The organism is Komagataeibacter europaeus LMG 18890, assembly GCF_000285295.1.
Classification (GTDB): domain Bacteria; phylum Pseudomonadota; class Alphaproteobacteria; order Acetobacterales; family Acetobacteraceae; genus Komagataeibacter; species Komagataeibacter europaeus.
In genome coordinates, this window is the sequence record NZ_CADP01000048.1 from 1 (window position 1) to 22,029 (window position 22,029).

The 22,029-nt window shown below is 60.2% G+C and carries 21 protein-coding genes; 19 read left to right on the forward strand and 2 right to left on the reverse strand.

Annotated features, from left to right (window positions below; translation table 11 throughout):
• The 13 genes from GEU01_RS13060 to GEU01_RS13115 all read left to right on the forward strand — a co-directional run.
• A partial coding sequence (locus GEU01_RS13060) for a transposase (protein WP_019086449.1) occupies positions 1-355 on the forward strand: 355 nt, incomplete at its 5' end.
• A gap of 24 nt (positions 356-379) precedes the next feature.
• Positions 380-1,861, forward strand: a complete 1,482-nt coding sequence (locus tag GEU01_RS13065) for an exopolysaccharide biosynthesis polyprenyl glycosylphosphotransferase (RefSeq protein ID WP_019086450.1) — start codon at positions 380-382, stop codon at positions 1,859-1,861.
• Positions 1,862-1,897: 36 nt separating this feature from the next.
• On the forward strand, positions 1,898-2,713 hold the full coding sequence (locus GEU01_RS13070) for a WecB/TagA/CpsF family glycosyltransferase (protein WP_019086451.1): 816 nt from the start codon (positions 1,898-1,900) through the stop codon (positions 2,711-2,713).
• A 5-nt stretch (positions 2,714-2,718) separates the two neighbouring features.
• Complete coding sequence (locus GEU01_RS13075; RefSeq protein ID WP_232272530.1) at positions 2,719-4,929, forward strand: GumC family protein; 2,211 nt, start codon at positions 2,719-2,721, stop codon at positions 4,927-4,929.
• Positions 4,930-4,946: 17 nt separating this feature from the next.
• The gene (locus tag GEU01_RS13080) at positions 4,947-6,101 is read left to right on the forward strand and encodes a glycosyltransferase family 4 protein (protein ID WP_019086453.1); all 1,155 of its coding nucleotides are present in this window, start codon (positions 4,947-4,949) and stop codon (positions 6,099-6,101) included.
• Complete coding sequence (locus GEU01_RS13085; RefSeq protein WP_019086454.1) at positions 6,101-7,579, forward strand: flippase; 1,479 nt, start codon at positions 6,101-6,103, stop codon at positions 7,577-7,579. Before GEU01_RS13080 ends, GEU01_RS13085 begins: the two co-directional genes overlap by 1 nt.
• A gap of 8 nt (positions 7,580-7,587) precedes the next feature.
• Positions 7,588-8,532, forward strand: a complete 945-nt coding sequence (locus GEU01_RS27545; protein WP_019086455.1) for an outer membrane beta-barrel protein — start codon at positions 7,588-7,590, stop codon at positions 8,530-8,532.
• A 15-nt stretch (positions 8,533-8,547) separates the two neighbouring features.
• The gene (locus GEU01_RS27550) at positions 8,548-8,964 is read left to right on the forward strand and encodes an outer membrane beta-barrel protein (RefSeq protein ID WP_019086456.1); all 417 of its coding nucleotides are present in this window, start codon (positions 8,548-8,550) and stop codon (positions 8,962-8,964) included.
• Between the two features lie 95 nt (positions 8,965-9,059).
• Positions 9,060-9,617 carry a polysaccharide biosynthesis/export family protein gene (locus GEU01_RS13095; RefSeq protein ID WP_019086457.1) on the forward strand — a complete coding sequence of 186 codons (558 nt, stop codon included), beginning with the start codon at positions 9,060-9,062 and terminating at the stop codon, positions 9,615-9,617.
• A 33-nt stretch (positions 9,618-9,650) separates the two neighbouring features.
• Positions 9,651-10,802, forward strand: a complete 1,152-nt coding sequence (locus GEU01_RS13100; protein ID WP_019086458.1) for an acyltransferase family protein — start codon at positions 9,651-9,653, stop codon at positions 10,800-10,802.
• Positions 10,803-11,035: 233 nt separating this feature from the next.
• Positions 11,036-12,112, forward strand: coding sequence for a dTDP-glucose 4,6-dehydratase (gene rfbB, locus GEU01_RS13105; RefSeq protein ID WP_019086459.1), 1,077 nt, complete (start codon positions 11,036-11,038; stop codon positions 12,110-12,112).
• The gene (gene rfbA / locus GEU01_RS13110) at positions 12,109-13,029 is read left to right on the forward strand and encodes a glucose-1-phosphate thymidylyltransferase RfbA (RefSeq protein ID WP_019086460.1); all 921 of its coding nucleotides are present in this window, start codon (positions 12,109-12,111) and stop codon (positions 13,027-13,029) included. The genes rfbB and rfbA overlap by 4 nt, the downstream gene beginning before the upstream one ends.
• Positions 13,030-13,458: 429 nt before the next feature.
• The gene (locus GEU01_RS13115; protein ID WP_019086461.1) at positions 13,459-14,229 is read left to right on the forward strand and encodes an SDR family oxidoreductase; all 771 of its coding nucleotides are present in this window, start codon (positions 13,459-13,461) and stop codon (positions 14,227-14,229) included.
• 70 nt (positions 14,230-14,299) lie between these two features.
• On the opposite strand, the gene GEU01_RS13120 is transcribed toward GEU01_RS13115, so the two are convergent.
• Entirely contained in the window at positions 14,300-15,277 is a 978-nt protein-coding gene (locus GEU01_RS13120; protein ID WP_019086462.1) for a hypothetical protein, read from the reverse strand.
• Positions 15,278-15,470: 193 nt separating this feature from the next.
• Here GEU01_RS13120 and GEU01_RS13125 point away from each other — a divergent pair, with 193 nt between their 5' ends.
• The 6 genes from GEU01_RS13125 to GEU01_RS13150 all read left to right on the forward strand — a co-directional run bounded on the left by GEU01_RS13125 (position 15,471) and on the right by GEU01_RS13150 (position 21,687).
• Positions 15,471-15,896, forward strand: a complete 426-nt coding sequence (locus tag GEU01_RS13125) for a hypothetical protein (protein WP_019086463.1) — start codon at positions 15,471-15,473, stop codon at positions 15,894-15,896.
• A gap of 78 nt (positions 15,897-15,974) precedes the next feature.
• Positions 15,975-16,547, forward strand: a complete 573-nt coding sequence (locus GEU01_RS13130) for a phosphatase PAP2 family protein (RefSeq protein ID WP_026018727.1) — start codon at positions 15,975-15,977, stop codon at positions 16,545-16,547.
• 346 nt (positions 16,548-16,893) lie between these two features.
• Entirely contained in the window at positions 16,894-18,054 is a 1,161-nt protein-coding gene (locus tag GEU01_RS13135) for an AraC family transcriptional regulator (RefSeq protein WP_019086465.1), read from the forward strand.
• A gap of 375 nt (positions 18,055-18,429) precedes the next feature.
• A complete protein-coding gene (locus GEU01_RS13140) occupies positions 18,430-19,371 on the forward strand; it encodes a 2-hydroxyacid dehydrogenase (protein WP_019090774.1) in 942 nt (313 codons plus the stop codon).
• Positions 19,372-19,822: 451 nt separating this feature from the next.
• Positions 19,823-21,205 (forward strand): voltage-gated chloride channel family protein, encoded by a 1,383-nt coding sequence (locus GEU01_RS13145; protein ID WP_019086467.1) that lies wholly within the window; start codon positions 19,823-19,825, stop codon positions 21,203-21,205.
• Between the two features lie 2 nt (positions 21,206-21,207).
• Positions 21,208-21,687: a hypothetical protein gene (locus GEU01_RS13150; RefSeq protein WP_232272531.1), complete on the forward strand. Its 480-nt coding sequence runs from the start codon at positions 21,208-21,210 to the stop codon at positions 21,685-21,687.
• On the opposite strand, the gene GEU01_RS13155 is transcribed toward GEU01_RS13150, so the two are convergent.
• Positions 21,675-22,029 (reverse strand): transposase (locus GEU01_RS13155; protein WP_019086449.1); only part of this gene is annotated, 355 nt, incomplete at its 5' end. The genes GEU01_RS13150 and GEU01_RS13155 overlap by 13 nt on opposite strands.

Sequence of the window (22,029 nt, forward strand, 5' to 3'; positions counted from 1 at the left end):
CCTCGTGCTCCCTGTCTGCAACCTGCACGGCATGCAGCTCCATCTCGCGGAGATTTCACGCACGGTCGCGCAGGGCGCTCACGCCGTCCTCATTGTGGATCAGGCCGCATGGCATACCAGTCAGAAGCTGGATGTTCCCTACAATATCACCATTCTCCCGCTGCCTCCCCGGGCTCCTGAACTGAACCCGGTGGAAAATCTCTGGCAGTTCCTGCGCAATACATGGCTCTCAAACAGGATCTTCAGAACCTATGACGATATCGTTGATATCGCCTGCCATGCCTGGAACCAGCTCGTCAATCAACCATGGCGCATCATGTCAATCGGACTGCGCAATTGGGCTCATGGGTTATAGCAATCAACGGTTGGTATCAGGCACTTGAAAAATGATGAAACAGACCTGTCGCCGCTATCTGTCGGGATCGATAGCATCCCGCGGGGTGTCCATACGGCACGTAGCGGGGATGACGGCTTTGCCTACCGTCATCCTGTGCTGACACAGGTCGTGGTCGTGTCGGACGCCATGTCCGTGTGCCTTGCCATCATGGCCTGTATTGCGTGGCAGCGTATTCATGACACACCTGATGGACTGTCTGGCGCCCTTCTGCTGGCCAATATCATGGCCGCGGGGGCGTTTTTTCTGTTCCCCAGGAATGTCCCGCTTCTGGATGTCCCCGACCTGACGCGGATTTCGTACCAGATCCGTTACCTGCTGCCGCCCGTGGTGTTTGGCGGGGTCATCTTCTGCACCGTTCTGGTCATGCTGTCGTGGCCACCTGGCGTTACGTTGCGCATGGGGGCGGAATGGCTGGTCTTTGTGGTGATCGCGCTGCTGATCGAACGGTGCGTGGGTACATATATCGTGCAGACGCATGCGGTAACCCGTCGCCTGGCACGCAAGGTGGCGATCATCGGCTCGGGCGCGGAAGCAACGCAGATGGCGTCGCGCATCAATGCACGCATGCAGCGCATATTCCGCCTTGTCGGGATCTTTGATGATCAGGGCAGCCATGTTGACGGCACGATAGAAAAACTGGTCCTGCATGCGCGTGAGGATCACATTGATGCGGTCATTATATGCCTTTCCCCCGCCGAAGGCGGGCAGCAGCAGGTCATGGACATATTGTGGCGCCTGCGTGGGGTGCTGGCGGATGTCTATGTCGTGCCGTCGCTCATGACGGAGGACTGCCACGGCTGGCCGGTTGAACGCTTCGGCCCGTTTTCCCTGACCGTATTGCAGCGCCGTCCGTTAAGTGAATGGGACATGCTGGAAAAGCGCGCGTTTGATCTTACCGCCAGCATGCTGCTGCTTGTGGCGCTGGCCCCCGTGCTGGGACTGGTGGCGCTGGCGATCAAGCTGGATTCCCGTGGTCCCGTGCTGTTCTGCCAGCCCCGGCAGGGTTTCAATAACCGCTACTTCAACGTGTTCAAGTTCCGTTCAATGTATACGGACATGGCGGATATGGATGCCGCGCGGCAGACATCGCGCGCCGACCCGCGTGTTACCCGTGTTGGCAAATGGATACGGCGGCTGAGCATTGATGAACTGCCGCAGCTTTTCAATGTGCTGCGTGGCGAGATGTCACTGGTCGGCCCACGCCCCCATGCACCGCAGACGCGCGCGGGCGGGCAACTGCTGCATGAGGCGATGGAGGAATATGTCGCCCGCCATCGTGTGCAGCCCGGCATTACCGGCTGGGCGCAGATCAACGGATCAAGGGGCGAACTGGTCACGCGCGATGATCTGCGCCGCCGCGTCGTACTGGACCTGGAATACATACGCGCATGGTCGATCTGGCTGGATATCAAGATCATTTTCCTGACCATAAAACGTGAGATCTTCAGTCGGAATGCGTTCTGAATTTCTTAATTTCCTGACGATGAACGGTGTATTCAAATGAACGCAAATACGGAAATCGCGGTAGATGATACGATTGTCGATGTCATGGGCCTGCCACTGCACGACATATCGCGCACGGACATTGTCCGCCGCGTGGTGGATGCAGTGCGGATGGGACAGAAAATGACAGTCGTCAACGCCAATGCCCATATGGCGGTGGTTTCGCAAAAACAGCCGTGGCTGCGCACCCTGTTCCGGCGTGCCGATATTGCGTTCTGTGACGGCGCAGGCGTCCAGCTTGCGGGCATCATGCTGACGGGGCGGCATCTGCCGCGCACCACGCCGCCGGAATGGATCGGGCCGGTCCTGTCGAAACTGGGGCAGGATGCATCGGTATTCTGGATCGGTGGCAAGCCGGATGTGGTGGATAAGGCTGCGGCGGCCTTTTCTGACAGGTATGGCGTGCGCACGGCGGGCACGCAGCATGGTTTCTTTGACCCGACACCCGGATCACGTGAGTCCACGCTGCTGCTTGAACGCCTGCGGGCAACGCGCCCTGACATCATCCTGCTGACCATGGGCATGCCCCGGCAGGAACGCTGGCTGTATGACAACATGGATCACCTGCCCACCGGGGTTCTCATTACCGCTGGCGCGCTGGTTGACCATGCGGCCGGACGTGTGCACCGCCCGCCCCGATGGGTCGCGAACATGGGGCTGGAATGGCTTGTGCGCCTGGTGCGTGAACCGCGCAGGCTATGGCGGCGTTACCTGCTGGGACTGCCTGTATTCGGGTTTCATGTCCTCGTTTATTTGCGGCGCAGGCTTTTCGATCGGCCCACGCCATCCATTTCGCGGAAACTTGCCGGATAAACAGCATGAATTACGTTTCCATACAGGGACGGGCCACTTCAATGTCATGGACAGCGCAGGATGTAGGCCTTGTCATCCGCCAGACAATGCGGGCGTTCCTGCGGCACAGGATGCTGTTCGCGCTGACTGCATTGGGGGTACTGGTTGCGGGCGGGGCAGTCATGCTGACGCTCAAGCCGCGCTATACCGCGACTACGACCGTCGTGGTGTCGGGGCGTGCGCAGCAGGATCCGCTGGCCCCCAACGGCCAGCAGCAGAACCTGGCCCCGCCGGATGACGAACTGGTTTCAACCGAGGCCGCGATGATCCATTCGCGCGATGTCGCCGCCGCCGTCCTGGCGCAACTGCCGCCGCCGCCTGTCCCCCCGCATGTGGGCATGCGCGACCGGCTGTGCCACATGGGGCTGGGGTTCCTGTGCCATGCCAGCACGCCGGTTGACCCGGAAGTACAGCGTGAGCATGAGGAAGACGCCTTCCTCAACAACCTGACCATAACCCCGGAACCGCGCACGCAGATCCTTGATATCAACGTGGTGGATGGCAATCCCCAGCGCGCCGCCGCGCTGGCCAACGCAGTGGTCACGAATTACCAGCGTATTGCGCTGGCGCGGCAGACGGCGGACATCAATCACGTGGCCACATGGCTGGACAACCGCACGGCCGCCCTGCGGCAGCGGTGGCTGGATGCCGTGGAAAAGGCCAATGCCTTCGACAACGCCAATGGCCTGACCAACACCACCGAGGGCAGCACCAGCACGCCGCTGATCGAACGCCAGATTGCCGATACCTCCGCCAATCTGAGCCAGGCCGAAGGGCGGCTGGCGGCGGCACAGGCCCGCGCCGACGCGCTGCGTGACGCCGCCGCGCGGGGGGATGCGCGCGCGGCGGTCGCCCTGTCGCAGGAACCCATTCTGGTCGCCACCGCCAATGCCCTCATGCAGTTGCAGAGCACGCGTCAGGAAGAAGCCGCGACCTATGGCCCGCAGCACCCGCGCCTGCGCGCGCTGGACCAGCAGATCGCAGCCACCCGCGCCAGCCTGGAAGCCGAGACACAGGCCGCGCTGAGCACCATCCGCGAAGACCAGATTTCCGCCCGCGCGGAAGTGCAGCGCCTGAATGAAAACCTTGAACTTCTGCGTCAGAAGGCCGGTGGGCAGAGCGCGCCGCAGGCGGAATACCGCACGCTGGACCAGGAAGCGCAGAGCGCGCGCGCCGTGTATGAAACCTTCCTGGAACATGCCAAGGAAGTCGTGGACCGCGCGGCCCTGCTGCAGCCGCCCATCGCCGTCGTCTCCCACGCATCCGCACCTGACATGCCCAGCTTTCCCAACCGCAAGAAGATTGGCCTGGGCCTGATGGCCGTGGCGCTGGCGGCCGGGGCAGGGGCTGTCCTGCTGCGTGATTACTTCGCGGCCGGCTTTACCGAGATCGAGCGCCTGCGCGCGGCGGTCCCGCTGCCCCTGCTGGCGGTCGTGCCCAAGGTGGGCGGGCGTTCGGAACAGACCGTGCGGCGGCATGTGATCGACCATCCCTATTCCCGTGCGACCGAAGCGGTGCGCAGTCTTGTCATGCAACTGTCCATGCGGGTGCATGAAGGGGGGCAGCCGCTATGCCTCGCCATTACCTCCGCCGGGCCGGAGGAAGGCAAGAGCACGCTGGCGCTGTGGATGGCGACCGTAGCCCGCCGGGGCGGGCAGAAAGTGCTGGTGATCGATGCCGATCATCGCCGGGGCATGCTGGACCAGTACCTGACCGATGGCACGACGGGCCGGCCATCGCTGGGGATGAGCGACCTTGTGACCACAGGCGTGCCGGTGGCGGATGTCATCCGCACGGACCCTGATACCGGGTTTGACTACATTCCCGCCGGGCGCACGATGCAGCATGCCTTCAGCCCGGTCGAGATCCGGCGCCTGCGCGCCATACTGGCGGAACTGAAGCGGTCATATGAACTGGTCATCATCGACTGCCCCCCGCTGCTGGGACTGAGTGACGCGCTGGTGCACGCCAACATGGCCGATCAGGTCATCTTTGTCTGCCGCTGGAAAAGCACGGCGCAGCGCGCCGTCATGGCCTGCCTGGAACGGCTGGAGGCCTGTGGCGCGCCGCTGGCCGGCGTGGTGGCCACCATGGTGGAAGACAACGCCATGGACGTGATGGGCTACAGCTACGGTAACCGGGACATCAAGATCCTCAGCCGTTTCGATGACAAATAGAACAGGGGGATGAAATATTGAAAGTTCTGCATATCTGCCGCCAGTTCAGTCCCTCTGTCGGCGGGCTGGAGGATTCACTGCTCAACCTTGCCCGCAGCCAGAGACAGGACATGGGCATTGATGCACAGGTCCTGACACTCGACAGCGTGTTCGGGCGTCCGGGCAGGCTGCCCCATCGCGACATGGTCGATGGCATACCGGTCATCCGCATCCCATGGCGTGGTTCGACCCGTTATCCACTGGCCCCGCAGGTGCTGCGGCATATCGGGACGTTCGACCTGCTGCATGTCCATGCGATCGATTTCTTTTTCGATTTCCTGGCGTGGACATGGCCGTTCCATCGCAAGACGATGATCGCCTCCACCCACGGTGGTTTCTTCCATACCGGTGCGCTGCGACGGATCAAGGAAATATGGTTCCGTACCATCACGCCGATTTCCGTGCGGGCATACAAGCGCATTGTCGCGTGCAGCTACAGCGATGCCGACCTGTTCCGCACCGTGGCGGCGGGGCGGTTGCAGACAATTGAAAACGGCATCAACCAGACGCGCTTCCGTGACGCCGCATCCCGCACGCCGGGACGCACCATCCTGGCCTTCGGGCGTTTTGCCGTGCACAAGCGGCTCAGGCTGCTGTTCCAGCTTGTCGCATTGCTGCGACGTGAAAACCCGGAATGGAAACTGATCGTTGCAGGCCAGGATTCCAACCTGACGGTGGCCGACCTGCGGCAGCAGGCACAGGCATGCGGCATTACGGATGCCATGCGCATCGTTTCCGGTCCGTCGGACGCGGCCCTGCGTGACCTCATGGGGGAAGAAGCATCTTTCTTTGGCTGCCTGTCCGCGCATGAAGGCTTCGGCCTTGCGGCGGTGGAGGCCATGTCCGCCGGCCTCATCCCCATCCTGAGCAACATCACGCCTTTTGCCCGGCTTATGCAGCAGGGGGCGGCAGGCGTCATGATCGATCCCGATAACCTTGCCCCAGGCGCGCGGGAGGTGGAGGCAATGGCCGCGTCCCTGCCGGATACGGCGGATGCCTTGCGTGCGCGGAATATGGAAGTGGCCAGTCATTACGACTGGGACAGTGTCGCGCAGGAATATGTGCGCCTCTATCAGCAGGTTCTGGGTCAGGCGGGACCACGGCCCGTCATGGCGACAGTAGGGGCGGAGTAATGGCGCAGAGCAAATTTTCCACCAATTTCCTGTTCAACGTATTCGGTTCCATTTTCCCGATCATCGTCTCGCTGGGCACCGTGCCATTCTACCTGCACCTGATTGGCACGGACAGGTATGGCATCGTGGCGATTTCGTGGATACTGCTGGGGTATCTGGGGTTTCTGGATTTCGGGCTGTCACGCGCGTCCGCCAATGCGCTGGCGCAGCTGGGTCATGCCTCGGCGCGGGAACGTTCGCCCGTGCTGATGACGGCATTTTACAGCAATCTCGGCCTGGGGGCGCTGGGGGGGCTGATCCTGTATCCGATCGGGGATATGGTGCTGCTGCATTTCGTACGGATTCCGCCCGACCTGCTGGCGGAAACGCGGCATGCCTATCCGTGGATGGCGGTCATGCTGCCGCTGGGCATGATCAATGGTGTGGCGACGGGGGCGCTGGAATCGCGCGAACGTTTCCTGCTGTCCAACATGCTCAATTCCAGCACCACCATGGCGGGACAGATCATCCCGCTTATCTGCATCCATTTCTTCGGGCCGCAGCTTACGGTTGTCCTGCCGTCCATCGTGCTGTCGCGGCTGGCCATGATCGGGCTGGCCTATTGCGTGGTCATGGTGCTGGAATGGCCGATCCGGCCGATGGACTTTGACGTGAAATGGCTCAAGCGCCTGCTGGGTTACGGGTCATGGGTCAGTATTTCCAGCCTGATCAACCCGCTGCTCGATACGTCCAACCAGCTTATCATCGGCGCGACGCTGGGGGTTACATCGGTCGGGCAGTACACCGTGCCGATGAACCTTGCCATGCGCTCGCAGGTCGTGGCGACGGCGCTGGCCCGCACGCTGTTCCCGCGCCTGTCCCGCGCCGATAGGGGGGAAGCGGTTGACCTGACCCGGCGGGCCACCGCGTCGCTGACCTACGGGTTCGGCATGATCTGCGCGCCGGGCATCCTGTTTTCGGGGGCGTTCCTGCATATGTGGGTGGGCGGCAGCTTTGCCGATGTCTCACGTCCCGTGGCCGAGATCCTGATGTTCGGGGCATGGACCAACGGCATCGCCTTCCTGCCCTATGGGCTGCTGCAGGGGCAGGGACGGCCCCATATCACGGCCAAGGTCTCGATGGTGGAGATCCTGCCCTTCTTCTGCGTATTGTGGGTACTGATAAAATGGTGGGGCCTGCCGGGGGCTGCGGCGGCCTGGACGTTGCGGGTCACGATTAATTTAGTTGCTCTTTACCTGTTGTCGGATTGCCTGTCACAGCAGACTTGGCGACTTGTGCCGGGGATGTTGATAATGACAGGAGCGCTGATTGTGAGTCTGTTGATTCCCATGAATCTGATAGCTTCCGCATGCGCCGCCACCATGGCGGGGCTGGCGATGGCTGTCGCCGCATACCGGCTGGACCCGGGACTGCGTGACATGGCCCACCGATTTATCCAGCGTGCGGGGGGTAATCCCCGTCTTACGATTACAGGTTAGGGTAAGGTATGAAGGTAGGGCGGTTGCAGGATGGCGTCAGGGTATGGCGCTGCCTGTCGCGGGGACCGGTCGGGATGGTGGTGCTGGGGATCGGTCTGCATGCGCATCATGCGCATGCACAGCTGATCCAGCAGCTTTTCCCTTCTGATATTCCCGGATATTCGACGGATATGACCGGTTCGGTCGTAACCCGGCAGATGATGGGCCAGCAGACGGATGGCATTGGCCTGGGCAGCTGGCTGCTACGGCCCAGCGCATCGGAAAATGTGGGCTATAACTCCAACACGCTGGGCATCCCGGGATCGGGCAGCCCCGTTGTGCAGACTTCGGCCAATGTCAGCGTCAATTCGCGCTGGCGGCGTCATGCGCTGGGGGCATCGGTGGGCATGGATGATCACCGTTACCCCACGCAGTCGATCGCCAGTTACACCAACTGGCACGGCAATATCGGCGGGACGCTCAACCTGGGTCACGATACGCTCAGCATGGCCTATTCGCATTATCAGTATCACCTGTCCGCGACCAACCTGGGCGTGTATGGCGTGGTCTATCCCGTGCCGTACCAGGTCAATGACGGGCGACTGACCTATACCAAGATGTTTGGCCGTTTCAGCCTGATCCCGGCATTCGATTATCAGGACTTCTCCTTCGGGACGGCGCCGGGGCCGATTTCCATTGATTACGGCACCATCAGCCACAAGACGGAAACCGGGTCACTGACCTCGCGCTATGAATTCTCGCGCGGGAATGCGGCTGTCGTCGTTTTTCGCGGGTCCGCCGCGCAGTATAATTCGGTGCCCGAGGCATCGGTCAACAATTATGCCGACGGGGCCGGTTTTGGTGGCGTGGATTTCCGCAGCGGGCAGGTGTGGCAGTACCGCCTGCTGGTCGGTGGGGAAACGCGCAGTTTCAGCAGCGGTCGCAGCCCTTCTGTCACGACCCCGACATTCTAGGTCAATGTGTCATGGATGCCGCGCCGCATCGATACCGTCAACCTGACGGCGGCGCGCCACCTGAGCGACCCGGAAACCCCGTTTGCCCGAAATCAGGTGGTGACGGACGTGCGCCTGCAGTGGGACCATGAACTGCGGCGTAATGTGTTCCTGCGCGCCTATGCCGAATATGGGGAAAGTGCGTCACAGTCCAGCATGACGGTGCCCACCGGTTCCGCCACGGCCAGCCTGGAGGGTAGCCGCCTGCAGAAACAGATCCATTTCGGCGGGTCGGTTTTCTGGAACATCGACCGTCACGTCAGGGCGTCCCTGACCTATAACTATGTCAATAACGCCACATCGGGCGGGAACGTGAATTATCTGAACATCCCGGGGCGTCTTTCCACGTTTACGAGCAATACGATACTGTTGGGCTTTTCCTTCTCTGGCTGATGCTGGCTGGCCGCATATGCGGCCAGCGAAGGAAAACCACATTGAATGATTTGGGAGTGACCATGTTTGCAATGATACGGAACACGTGTCGGCCCATGACGATGCAGGCAGTCGGCGTCACGGCCCTGCTTGCGCTAAGCTGCTGCGCCTCGGCGCATGAGCCGTCCTTTGACGCGGTTGATACCCGGGCCTACCACCTTGGTCCGGGGGACCAGATCCGTGTCATTACCTATAATGACCCGCAGCTGAGCAACACGTTTACCGTAAGTGACAACGGGAACATCGATTTCCCGTTACTGGGAACGGTGCCCGCGGCGGGTTCCGAGCCACGCGACCTAGCCCAGCGCATTTCCGCCAGTCTGGAACAGAAAGGGATCCTGACGCAGCCCAGCGTATCGGTGGAGGTCGCGCAGTACAGGCCGATCTTCATCCTGGGTGAGGTCAATCATCCCGGGCAGTATCCCTATCAGCCGGGCATGACCATGCTGACCGCTGTCGCGCTGGCGGGGGGCTTCACCTACCGCGCGGTGACCGACCGCGCGACCGATGTGCGGCATGAAGACCTCAATACCCCGGCGCATGAAGGCCGCATATCACGTGCGACCGTCCTGCTGCCCGGTGATGTGGTGACGATTGACGAACGGTTTTTCTGAAACCTGAACGACACAGGAAGTTAGGGGGATAACATGCCCAAGGCCCGTTCCATCCCCAGCCTGACCGGCGTGCGCGGTGTTGCGGCGCTATGGGTTTTCATGACCCATTTCTATGGTCTGGCTGCCGATATCCTGCACCAGCCATGGATGCTGCATTCACTGTTCCTGTTCAACGGTTTCCGGGGCGTGGACCTGTTTTTCGTGCTGTCGGGCTTTATCCTCATGCATGTGCATGAAGGGCAGTTCGCTGTCCTGCGGTGGCATGTGATCCGGGACTTTTTCATTGTCCGTTTCTTCCGGGTCTATCCGCTCAATACATTCGTGCTGCTGGCCATGGTGCCGCTGGTACTGCTTGCGCCCGGTTACGTGGCCATGCAGCGGTATTATACGGACCCGTCCTTCGCCTATCGCGCGCATAACCTGTCCCTGCCGGGGTTTGTGCAGACCCTGCTGCTGGTCCAGAGCTGGACCGTGCTGAAACTGGGGGAATGGAACATCGTGTCATGGACGCTCAGCGCGGAGGTGCTGGGTTATCTCCTGTTCCCGTTGCTGGCCATGGGGGCAATGCGCATTGCATCGCCGCGCCATGCGCTGGCACTATGTGCCGCCAGCCTGGCGGTACTGGTCATGGTGCTTTTTGCCTGCCATCATGCCAATAACAACCCGACGGGTACGTTTGGCGCCATTCGCATGTTCTTCTGTTTTTGCGCGGGAATACTGCTGTACCGCGCCTATCACCTGCTGCCCGACAGCATGGAACGGCATGCATCGTCCATTACGTTGGGGGCAGTGGCGTTTATTGCGGCGACACTGTTTTTTCCGGTCGTGCCGGTTCTGGATGTATTCGGGTTTACGGCGCTTATTTTCGGACTGGCCTACCAGCGCGGCGGGGTGGATGCGCTGCTGCGTTCTGGTCCGGTCATATGGCTGGGGCGTATATCGTTTTCGTTTTACCTGACGCATTACCTGATCATCGGCATCATATCATGGGGTATGGGCGAATGGTTGCGCCATCTGGGTTTTGTGCCGGGGCTTGCGGTTACTTTTGCAATATTCGGGTTCTGCCTGCTGGTGGGTGCGGTTTGTTATCATCTGGTTGAACGCCCCTCACAACGTTTGGGCCGCAGGGTCATGCAACGGGTCGAGGCACGTGACGCCATGGTCGCGGTACGCGGCGCAGCCTGACCGGCTGTATTCAGAAAGTCGTGTTATTCTGGGTTAATACTGTTTTTTTATCTCATCAAGGCGACATTCTCCATATTTATGCCACAGACGACCCATTACACTGTCATGATCTGATTGCGGTTATACATGACTGTTACAGTATTCCCGTTCGGTTTCAATGCATGGAATGATCGGGTTTTTCCGCTGCGAAAAGCCAGGGGGTGCGGTCATGTTATGGGGGAAGGAAATAGGAAATGCGCATACTGATAACGGGAGGCTGCGGGTTTATCGGTTCCGCGGTTGTGCGGCATCTGATGGCCCAGACCGCGCATGATGTCCTGAATGTCGATGCCCTGACATATGCCGCAAGTATAAAGGCAACGGAAGATGCCGCGGCAAGCGGGCGTTACAGGCTGGAAGTGGCGGATATTACCGACGCCGCCGCCATGGCGCGGATATTTGATGATTTCGCCCCCGATGCCGTCATGCACCTTGCGGCGGAAAGCCACGTTGACCGTTCCATTGACGGGCCCGGTACATTTGTCAGTACAAATATAGTTGGCACCTATACATTGCTTGAGGCAGCGCGCGCATGGTGGATGCGACAGGACGCCGCACGGCGGAAGGCATTCCGTTTCCACCATATCTCCACCGATGAGGTCTTTGGCGCATTACGGCCCGGTGACCCGCCCTTTACCGAACAGACCCCTTATGACCCGCGCAGCCCGTATTCAGCCAGCAAGGCGTCATCCGATCATTTGGTCCGCGCGTGGTACCATACCTATGGTCTGCCGACATTTGTGACCAACACCACAAATAATTACGGACCGTGGCATTTTCCTGAAAAACTGATTCCTCTGGTAACGATCAACGCGATCGAGGGGCGTGAACTGCCGGTCTACGGCACGGGACAGAATGTGCGCGACTGGCTGTTTGTCGAGGATCATGCCGAAGCGCTGGTCCGCGCGGTGGAACAGGGACAGCCCGGTGAAACCTATGCCATCGGTGCCCGACAGCCGTGCACCAACATGCAGGTGGTGGAAGCGATCTGCACGATACTGGATGAACTGCGCCCCGATCCGTCAGGCCCGCATGCACGCCTGATTCGGCACGTGACCGACCGGCCGGGGCATGACTTCCGTTATGAAATCGACCCGACCCATGCGGAACAGGCGCTGGGCTGGCGGGCCCGCCATGATTTTGAACATGGCATCCGCCGCACGGTGCAGTGGTACCTGGATAACCGGAAATGGTGGGAAAGCATTCGGGCCGCCCGTTATGGCGGGGAACGCCTTGGCCACACGGGTGACAAGATGGGAACAGCAGCATGAGCGAGAACACCGCGACAAAACCGACCAAGGGCATTCTTCTGGCGGGTGGTTCGGGCACGCGCCTGCACCCCATGACGCAGGCGGTCAGCAAGCAGTTGCTGCCGGTTTACGACAAGCCGATGATTTTCTATCCCCTGTCCACGCTCATGCTGGCGGGGATACGTGATATCATGATCATATCAACGCCTGCGGACCTGCCGCTGTTCCGCCGCCTGCTGGGGGACGGGTCGGATCTGGGTGTGACCTTCACGTATCGTGAGCAGCCTTCGCCCGATGGCATCGCGCAGGCCTTTATCATTGCCGATGACTGGCTGGATGATTCACCGTGTGGCCTGATACTGGGCGACAACCTGATTTTTGCCGACCATCTGGGTAAGCAGTTGCGCGCGGCGGCGACGCGGCCAACCGGGGCTACGGTCTTTGCTTATGAAGTACGTGACCCCGAACGCTATGGCGTGGTCAGTTTCGCCCCCGACGGGCATGCGCTGGATATTGTTGAAAAACCCACGCACCCGCTGTCGAACTGGGCTGTAACGGGGCTGTATTTCTATGACGGGCGCGTGCGCGAATATGCCCGCAGCCTGAAGCCCTCGCCACGCGGGGAACTGGAAATTACCGATCTGAACCGGATTTATCTGCAAAACGGTGACCTGCATGTCCAGCGTCTGGGACGGGGCTGCGCATGGCTTGATGCCGGCATGCCCGACAGCCTGATGCAGGCGGGGCAGTTCGTGCAGACCATCCAGTCCCGTCAGGGACTGCTGGTTGGCTCCCCGCATGAAGTGGCGTTCCGTCGTGGCTTTATTGATGCGGCGGCGCTGCAGTCCTATGCACGGCGCATGATAAAGACCGAACTTGGGCGCGCGCTTATGGACATTGCCAATGCCATTCCCGAAAAGGATGCTGAAGCCGCCTGAGAGACTGTTTGAAAACAAGTGGTTGATAAAAAAATAATAAAAGTTTTTGGGCGCCACCTTTTTCCAAAAAGGTGGCGTTCTTCGAAGCTTTTTGAAAAAAGCTTCACCAAAGACTACTTTATGATTGCTGAATGTTTTCCGGGCTAACTTTTCAAACAGTCTCTGAAGGGTGTTTCAGGACGACTGCTGATAAAATCAGATGTTTCCGGGTGCTGCCTTTTTTTCACGAAGGCAGTACCCGGTGAGGCTTTTTGGAAAACGCTTAACCAGAAATGTCCTTATGAATGCAGGTCGGTTCCTGACCTGATTTCAGGACAATGATATCACAAAAACGTGTCACCAAATTATGAATGTGTTGTGTCCCGTCAATGTGCTGAATGAGAATTTTCTTATATTTTAAGGGAAGTTACTGATTCAGGAGCAAAAGACATGGGACGTGTATCGGGAAAGGTGGCGATTGTCACAGGCGCATCGCGCGGGATCGGCAAGGCGACGGCCCTGCTGCTGGCGCGCGAAGGGGCGAAGGTGGTCGTGGCCGACCTGAAGGCGGAAGAGGGGGAGGCCGTCGTCGCGGAAATTAAAAAAGCAGGGGGAGAGGCAATCTTCGTCCCGCTTGACGTCACGGCGGAAGATGACTGGAAGCAGGCGATGGCCGCTATTGCCACGCAGTTCGGGCGGCTGGACATTGCGGTCAACAATGCGGGCATTCTTTATTCCGGCTCCGTCGAGACAACCAGCCTTGCGGACTGGCGGCGTGTGCAGTCGGTCAACCTCGATGGGGTGTTCCTGGGCACGCGTTACGCCGTGGAAGCCATGAAGCCACATGGCGGGGGATCGATCATCAACCTGTCCTCCATCGAGGGGCTGATCGGTGACCCCCCGCTTGCTGCCTATAACGCCAGCAAAGGGGGTGTCAGGCTGTTCACCAAGTCAGCGGCACTGCACTGTGCGAAACAGGGTTACAAAATCCGGGTCAATTCCATCCATCCCGGTTATATCTGGACCCCGATGGTGCAGGGCTTTACCAAGGAAACCCCGGATCAGGCCGCAGCCCGGCAGAAGTTGGTTGACCTGCACCCGCTGGGCCATCTGGGTGAGCCTGATGACATTGCCTATGGCATCGTATTCCTGGCATCCGACGAATCAAAGTTCATGACTGGCAGCGAACTGGTCATTGATGGTGGCTATACCGCACAGTAATTCCATTTTCATTACTGTAAGTGGGGCAGGCGCCCGCGCCCCGTGGTCAAGACCGGGTGCGGGCAGCCGTTCAAGGACAGCGGCGCGGGACATAGGATACGACCCGGTCCAGCAGCGTATCCATTTCGGGCCGGGCCATCGGGTCGATGCAGGTCGCCACATATGCGCGGGCGCGCTGCTTGATGGTATTGGCCGAGCGGAGGCTGATGGAAAGCGCGTCACTTTCCTCAATCAGGTCTGCAACCGTCATGTGCCGCTGGAATGCGGTGCGGGCAATGTCAAAGGCCATACGCTCCACGACCGTTTTCATCTCCGCGCGGCCAAAGGCGGACTGGCAGTTCATCAACTGGGCATTGGCCTGCGCATATAGCCGGATAACCGGCAGTTTGCCGCTGCGGTGGAAATGCCGGTGGTGCCATGACCTGACCCACATGTGTTCGCGATGGGCGGTTTCATATTCATGTATGTCCGCGCTGTCATCCTGGATCAGGGCATGCACGGCACGCGCGGCAAGCCATGCGGATGCAAAATCGGGATAGGCCTTTCCATTCCATAATGGTTCGACCCCACGCGAACTGGTGGCAAAGCGGAAATTACGCTGCCCGTCCACCCCATACAGTATGGAAACGGATGGAGCCGTTAACGGGTCATGCCCCACGACAAGGATATGCCCGCCATCGCCCGCATGCATGTGGCGCTGCAGGGTAAACAGGTCGAACAGGGCATCATCTTCAGCCGATCGTTCCGCATGCGCCTTTACATAGGTCAGGAAAAGCGGATTGCGCACGCCGGTCACGCCACGGGGACAGAAATCAAACCGCCACCATCGCGACATCCTGACCATGTGGAACGCCAGCGCATTGCGCAGCCTGGTCAGGGCGGGGGAAGCGGCACCATCATTGCAAAGGGCCTGTATGTCACGGAACCGGTTTGTCAGTATATTGATCTGCCGCGCGAAAGGACGCCGGGGATCAAGATAGTGCAGTATCTGGCCCGGGGAAGAATGTTCAAGGTGCCAGTCGGCCGTACATCCGGTGGTTTCACTCATGATTGACATGGTCCCTGTATGAAAAAAGGGAATGCGGCATGGCATATGTACGATGCCGCGGGCGTTTCACGGCGTTGTGCTGGGAAATCGACGGTTGGGGAAACTGCCTGACCGTGCCGTGGATGCCCCGTTTATATTGAAAACGAATATCATTCGCAATACGAAAAATGCAGGCTGCTGACGGAATTCCTCCATGTCCTACTTTCCTGCGCCGATCAGGCAGGGATGGACTGGCGTTATTGGCATGATGCAGGATCTCTCCATTACCACGTCGTTTGGTCTGGACATGAAGATGCGACTGCCTGCGCGGCGGCATTGGATGATGAACCGAAAGCTGTATATCCGGCCATGGACTTTCTTCATGCTATCGGGATGGAAGTATGTGGCCGAATATTATGGATATATAGTGGAAGACGACCTCGCCCGATATCGCGCGGGACCGGGTACTGCCAGCCTTGCGCGGGCCAATGACAGTCACGGTCCGACTGGCCACGGTAAAAGAGAGTGGCGGCGTGGAATACGACCTGACTTGCGTGGCGCATGGCGCGTGGTGGCTGGATATCCGAATTATTTGCAAAAGTGTCTGGATCGTTTTCTTCTGTCGGAAAACGCGTTCTGATCAGACTTCATGATTCTGGTCGTGCTGTCCGGTCCATGATATGTGGTGCAGGAACAAGACAGGACGGTCCATTTCATTATGACCGATTTCATCACCGATTTTGCAGATCAGGCCGATATTCTGCCGGTGGTGCTGACGGTTGCCTGCATCATGGGCCTGCGGGGATGGTGGCAGGGCATGTATGTATGGAGCGTCGTGATCGTCCTGACGCTGGGGATCATGCTGCTGCTCAAGATCGCGGGCCTGTATTATGCGTGGTTGACCCAGACCGTGGTCATAAGCCCCAGCGGACATGTTGCGTCGGCGTGTGTGGCGTATGGCGGGCTGCTGGTCCTGTTATGGCGACGTCAGCTGGTGCGTTATCCTGTCGCCATGCTGGTGCCCCTGCTGGGGGTGGCGGTGGTCATTGGGTATACGCGGCTGCAGTTGCAGGCCCATACCATGGGCGAGGTGATCGTCGGCGCCCTGGTCGGGTGTATCGGGGGAATGGTGCTGGGTATGAAATGCGGGCCGGTGCCCCCGTCGCTATGGGGCTATCTGTTGCCGTGCGTGGTCTGTATCGCCATGGTATTTCATGGTTTCCATATGGGGGCAGAAACGACGATACGGCATGTCTTTTCTCCCGAGGAACTGTTTCCCACACATCTGTAATGCACATGGGGCTGAATTCTTTACTGACTGTCGGCTTGTGTCGGCTGCTGGCAGGTTGTGTGTGGCATATCCCCATCCATCCGCGATTGGCCGTGAAATCCGTGCCACAGGCCGATGAACCACCGGTGCATCTCCAGGACGCGTGGATATCCCGCCGCTGCCCGGTCCGGAGACTGGACGTTGGGTGACGTGGAAATCACAGGCCGTTACACCGCCGCTGCGCAGTCTTCTCCGGATTCAGGGGGGCGGCACGCGTGGGGAGATAGGCAGGAGGGGCGGGTTGGTGTTATTCATGCCCCATGAAGTGTAGGGACAGGAGAGGCACGGGTAAGAAAATGGGACGATCGTGCAGGTATGCGCGGCCCCGGCCCGCAAGGGCGTTCCGCCTGCAATGGGGCGGCAGGGCAGGCGGATGATGCCATTCGATCCTGATACGGCTTCCCCATTGGCGGCGGCCCCGCCTGCGGGCAGTCCGGAACTGGGGCAGTTCGCGTTGCAGATACCGGGCATGCACCTGAACAAGCTGTTGCAGGTGCTGGAATCGCGCGGGGTGTCCGTTGCCCATATCCTGGCCCGTTTCGGGCTTGACCGCTCCGGCCTGCGGCTGGGCGGATCGCATATCCTGTATGGGGATTACGTGCGCCTGCTGGACTGTATCCTGACGGAGGTCACGGTGCCGGGGCTGGGTTTCCTGGCCGGGCGGCATATCAACGCGGCCGATTTCGGGGTGGTGGGCTATGCCTGCATCAGTGCCCCGACCTGGCGGGAAGCCATAAGCCGCTTCATCCGTTATCAGGCCCTGCTGGGCTATGGCATTCGCATTCGGCAGGATCTGGTGGAAAATGCCAGCCATGCCGTGATCGGTGCGCGTGTCCTGCCTGAACTGCCCGCGCGCACCCTGCTGTATCTGGTCGAGGAATGGCTGGGCAACTGGAGCGCCTGGCTGGAAACCAGCGGGCTGGAACTGGCGGAAATCCGCCTGGTGGTGCCGCGACCGGATCATGCGGCGCTGTATATGCGGTATTTTTCCTGTCCGGTGCATTTTTCCTGCGCGGAAAATGAAATCCGCATCTGTCGCAGCCATCTGGGCAGCATGCCCGAAATGGCAAATGATATCGCGGCCAACATGATGGCGGATTACTGCGAAAACATGCTGGCGCGCATCAACCAGAGCCTGAGCATTGTCGAACGTGTCCGGCAAAGCATCAGCGCGCAGTTCCGTGCCCCGCCGCACGCCACACGCCCCACGCTGGAGGTCGTCACCGCCGATCTGGGCATGGGCGCGCGGACACTGCGGCGCATGCTGGCGCTGGAGGGCGTGCGTTTTCAGGATCTGGTCAACGAACACATGGCCCGGCTGGCGCAGGCCATGCTGCGTGACAGCGACCGTTCCATCAAGGAAATCGGTTTTTCGCTTGGTTATACCGAAGTATCCGGCTTTCATCGCGCCTTCCGGTCATGGACCGGCATGACCCCCGGTGCCTATCGTGAGGGCAGGGACGGATAGGCATGGTTTGCACGGATATAAAGTAAACTACGCATTATTGATATCTTGCAGGGGGATGTTCATCCATTATCGTAACATTCCTGCTATCATGTACGGGTATGCCAATATCATGAATTGAAAAACGTATTTCTTGCAGCGGGGTGAGTTTCAGATTGCTGAATTATTGAATTTTTATTCAGAATTATAATAATTCCCGAATACATGACATGCCAGTCGTGCAGGGGGCTGGCAGTTTTTCTGTTCCGGCCTGCGGGATGGAAATGGACGCGTCAGGAATAGGGCGCATATGCGTAAATAGGGGTCACGGCGCCATGCCTGCCGCAGTCAGGGGGCGGATCATGGCGTAGGGACGGCTCATCAAGGGAGATGGAGTGGATGGCACGGCTTATTATCAGCGCGGATGGGCCCGATAGCGTGGCGGGATGGCGTGCGGCCTTCCATCATGTCGCCCCGGATCTGGAAACCTGTTCATGGTATGACCCCGATCTGGAACCGCGGGCGGATGATTACGCGCTGGTCTGGACACCGTCCTCCGCTGATCTGGCCCGGATGAAGGGATTGCGGGCCATTATCTGCACTGGTGCAGGGGTCAACCATCTGCTTGATGATCCCGCTTTTCCCGCCCATGTCCCGCTGGTCCGCATGGGCGGGGACCAGACGGCGGCCCTGATGGCCGATTATGTGCTGTGGGCGGCGCTGGGACTGCTGCGGGACGCCCGGACATGGGCATTGCAGCAGGCGGCGGAGGTCTGGCGTAACAACCGCGTGTCGCGCACCTGCGCCGAAACGCGGGTGGGGATCATGGGCATGGGGCATCTGGGCGCGTATGTGGCGCGTCACCTGCACCATGTCGGGTTTGTGGTGTCGGGCTGGCGGCGTTCGGCGCGGGACGTGCCGGGAATTCGCGTATTCGCCGGTGATGCGGCATTGCCTGATTTCCTGCGCGATGTGGATGTCCTGGTCAACCTGCTGCCCAGCACGACCCGGACGCGCGGCATGATCAATTATGACCTGCTGGCGCAACTGCCGCGTGGGGCGGGGCTGATCAATGTGGGCCGGGGCAACCATGTGGTGCAGGCCGATCTTGTCCGCGCGCTGGATGAAGGTTTGCTGGGCGGGGCCGTGCTGGACGTGACCGTACCCGAACCCCTGCCGGCGGGGGATCCGTTATGGAGCCATGAACGGATTACGGTCACGCCGCATGTGGCGTCCGAAGCCTCGCGGGAGGCGCAGGTGCGTTATGTCGTGGATGTCATTGGCCAGATGGAACGCAACGAACGTCCCGCGCTGCTGTGCGACCCCAGGCGCGGGTACTGATCTTTCAGGGATTTCTTCAAAACGGCGCATTGATAAAAAGCTTATGGGGGCGCCTTTTTCCAAAAAGGCAGCGTTCCCCTGACGCATCACCAAAAATAGCCCTGACAAGCCTGTGAAACTGTCCCGGACCCGTTCGCGCAGCGGTCCGGGGGCCATTATGTGCCCGGTCGGTCAGGGGGGACGCATGACCGCAGACCGGGCAGGGAAAACGCAGGCGGTCACGCCATCATGCTTGACCGTGGCCGCGATCCGGGCTTTTAAGGACGGACGGCAATGGACTCTGCCATACCATGATGGTCGAACCGTCTCCTTCATAGGGGGCTAATGATTCCTACCCAATGCCATTGCGGCAACAGGGGAGGAATCCGTGTAGGGTCATCAACATCATGTCCGCATGCAGGCCAGAGCCGCCTGTTGTTCCATGAAAAAAAGCCGGATCTGGCGAATATCAATGAATATTGACGTAATCATGCGCGATGGCTGCCGTGTGGCGGCCGTATTGCTTAAATGGGCGTGTCTTCTGGTCGGGCTGTCAGCGTGTGTTGGCAGTGCGTGCGCCGTGTTCCTGTGGCTGCTGGATCAGGCGGCGGCCATGCGGCTGTCCCATCCGTGGCTGCTATATGGCCTGCCGGTGGCGGGCATGGCGATTGGCCTTCTTTATCACTGGTTCGGTCGCATGGCGGAGGGCGGAAACAACCTGATCGTGGACCAGATTCATCAACCCGGCGGTGGCGTGCCCCTGCGCATGGCGCCACTGGTGCTGGTGGGAACGGTTGTCAGTCACCTGTTCGGTGCATCGGTCGGGCGGGAAGGCACGGCGGTGCAGATGGGCGGCAGCATCGCCAGTGCGATCGGGCGGCTGTGCAGCCTGCGTGACCAGCATGAAATCCGTATCCTGCTGATATCCGGCATTGCCGCGGGCTTTTCCGCCGTATTTGGCACGCCGGTGGCGGGGGCGGTATTCGGCATGGAGGTGCTGCGGGTGGGGCGCATTGAATATGGCGCGCTGGTTCCCGTCATCCTTGCCGCCACGATGGCGGACTGGGTCTGCCATGCATGGGGGATCGAGCATGTACCCTATATCCTTGGCTTTCATGGTTATGCCGGGCTGGACGGGCGGTTTTTCCATGCCGACATCATCCTGCTGGCCAAGGTGATGGTGGCGGGCGTGGCGTTTGGCCTGGCCAGCCTGCTGTTTGCTAAATCCGTGCACCGGGGTGCGGCCCTGTTGCGGCGCGCCTGGCCCACACCGTGGCTACGCCCCGGCATTGGCGGGGTCGTGACCATTGCGCTGGTCTGGATATGCGGGTCACGGGATTATCTGGGGCTGGGCATTGTCGCCCCGGAGGATGGGGGGGCATCCATCCTCGATTTCTTCGGGCCCGCGCATTATCCGCTGGCCTGGGCGTGGAAGATGGTGTTTACCGTTGCGGTACTGGCGGCAGGGTTCAAGGGCGGGGAGGTCACGCCCCTGTTCTTTATCGGGGCCGGTCTGGGCAATGCGCTGTCTGCGTGGCTGCATGCGCCGGTGGACCTGATGGCGGCGGTGGGGTTCGTGGCCGTGTTTGCCGGTGCGGCCAATACGCCGCTGGCCTGTACGCTTATGGGGGTCGAACTGTTCGGCGCGGCGGATATCGTCTATTTTGCCACGGGCTGCTTCGTGGCCTATGTCTGTTCCGGGCATTCGGGGATCTATCTGGCGCAACGTATCGCGGTGCCCAAGCGGTACGCGGCCCGTACGCTTGCTGGCGTGACACTACGGCAGGCGCGTGCGGGATATCGGCCAGATATGCCCGCCACGCCCACCCTATCGGGCGAAAAGGCATCATCATGATCATGTCCCGCGCATCAATGACATCGCGCCGCATGGGCCGTGCTGTGGCCATGGGCGGCCTGTGCCTGGGGGTTGTCTGCATGGGGCGGGTTTCTGGCGCATGGGCGACGGAAAATGCGCCCCCTTCGCCTGCGGAACAGCGGATCATCACGCAGCGCGTCACCGCGCTTCCCGTCCGGGAGCGTCCGGGTGTCATGGGGCAGGACATGGCATGGCAGATGACCACCTTCCTGTGTCAGGATGCCGCGCGTTCCGTACTGGTCCACAGGGGCGCACAGCCACACCGCTTTTTCCTGCAGGATGACCGCCCCGACAGTCAGGTCGTGGTCAGCCCGGCCCTGATAGAAGGGCGCGGCCAGTATATGCCGGCCACAGGCCCCATGCGCTGGGTGGCGTTTACATGGTCCTGCCATCTTGATCCCGCGACCGGCCATGTCGTGCGTTTTGACGTAATACCAACCGTTGATTGCTATAACCCATGAGCCCAATTGCGCAGTCCGATTGACATGATGCGCCATGGTTGATTGACGAGCTGGTTCCAGGCATGGCAGGCGATATCAACGATATCGTCATAGGTTCTGAAGATCCTGTTTGAGAGCCATGTATTGCGCAGGAACTGCCAGAGATTTTCCACCGGGTTCAGTTCAGGAGCCCGGGGAGGCAGCGGGAGAATGGTGATATTGTAGGGAACATCCAGCTTCTGACTGGTATGCCATGCGGCCTGATCCACAATGAGGACGGCGTGAGCGCCCTGCGCGACCGTGCGTGAAATCTCCGCGAGATGGAGCTGCATGCCGTGCAGGTTGCAGACAGGGAGCACGAGG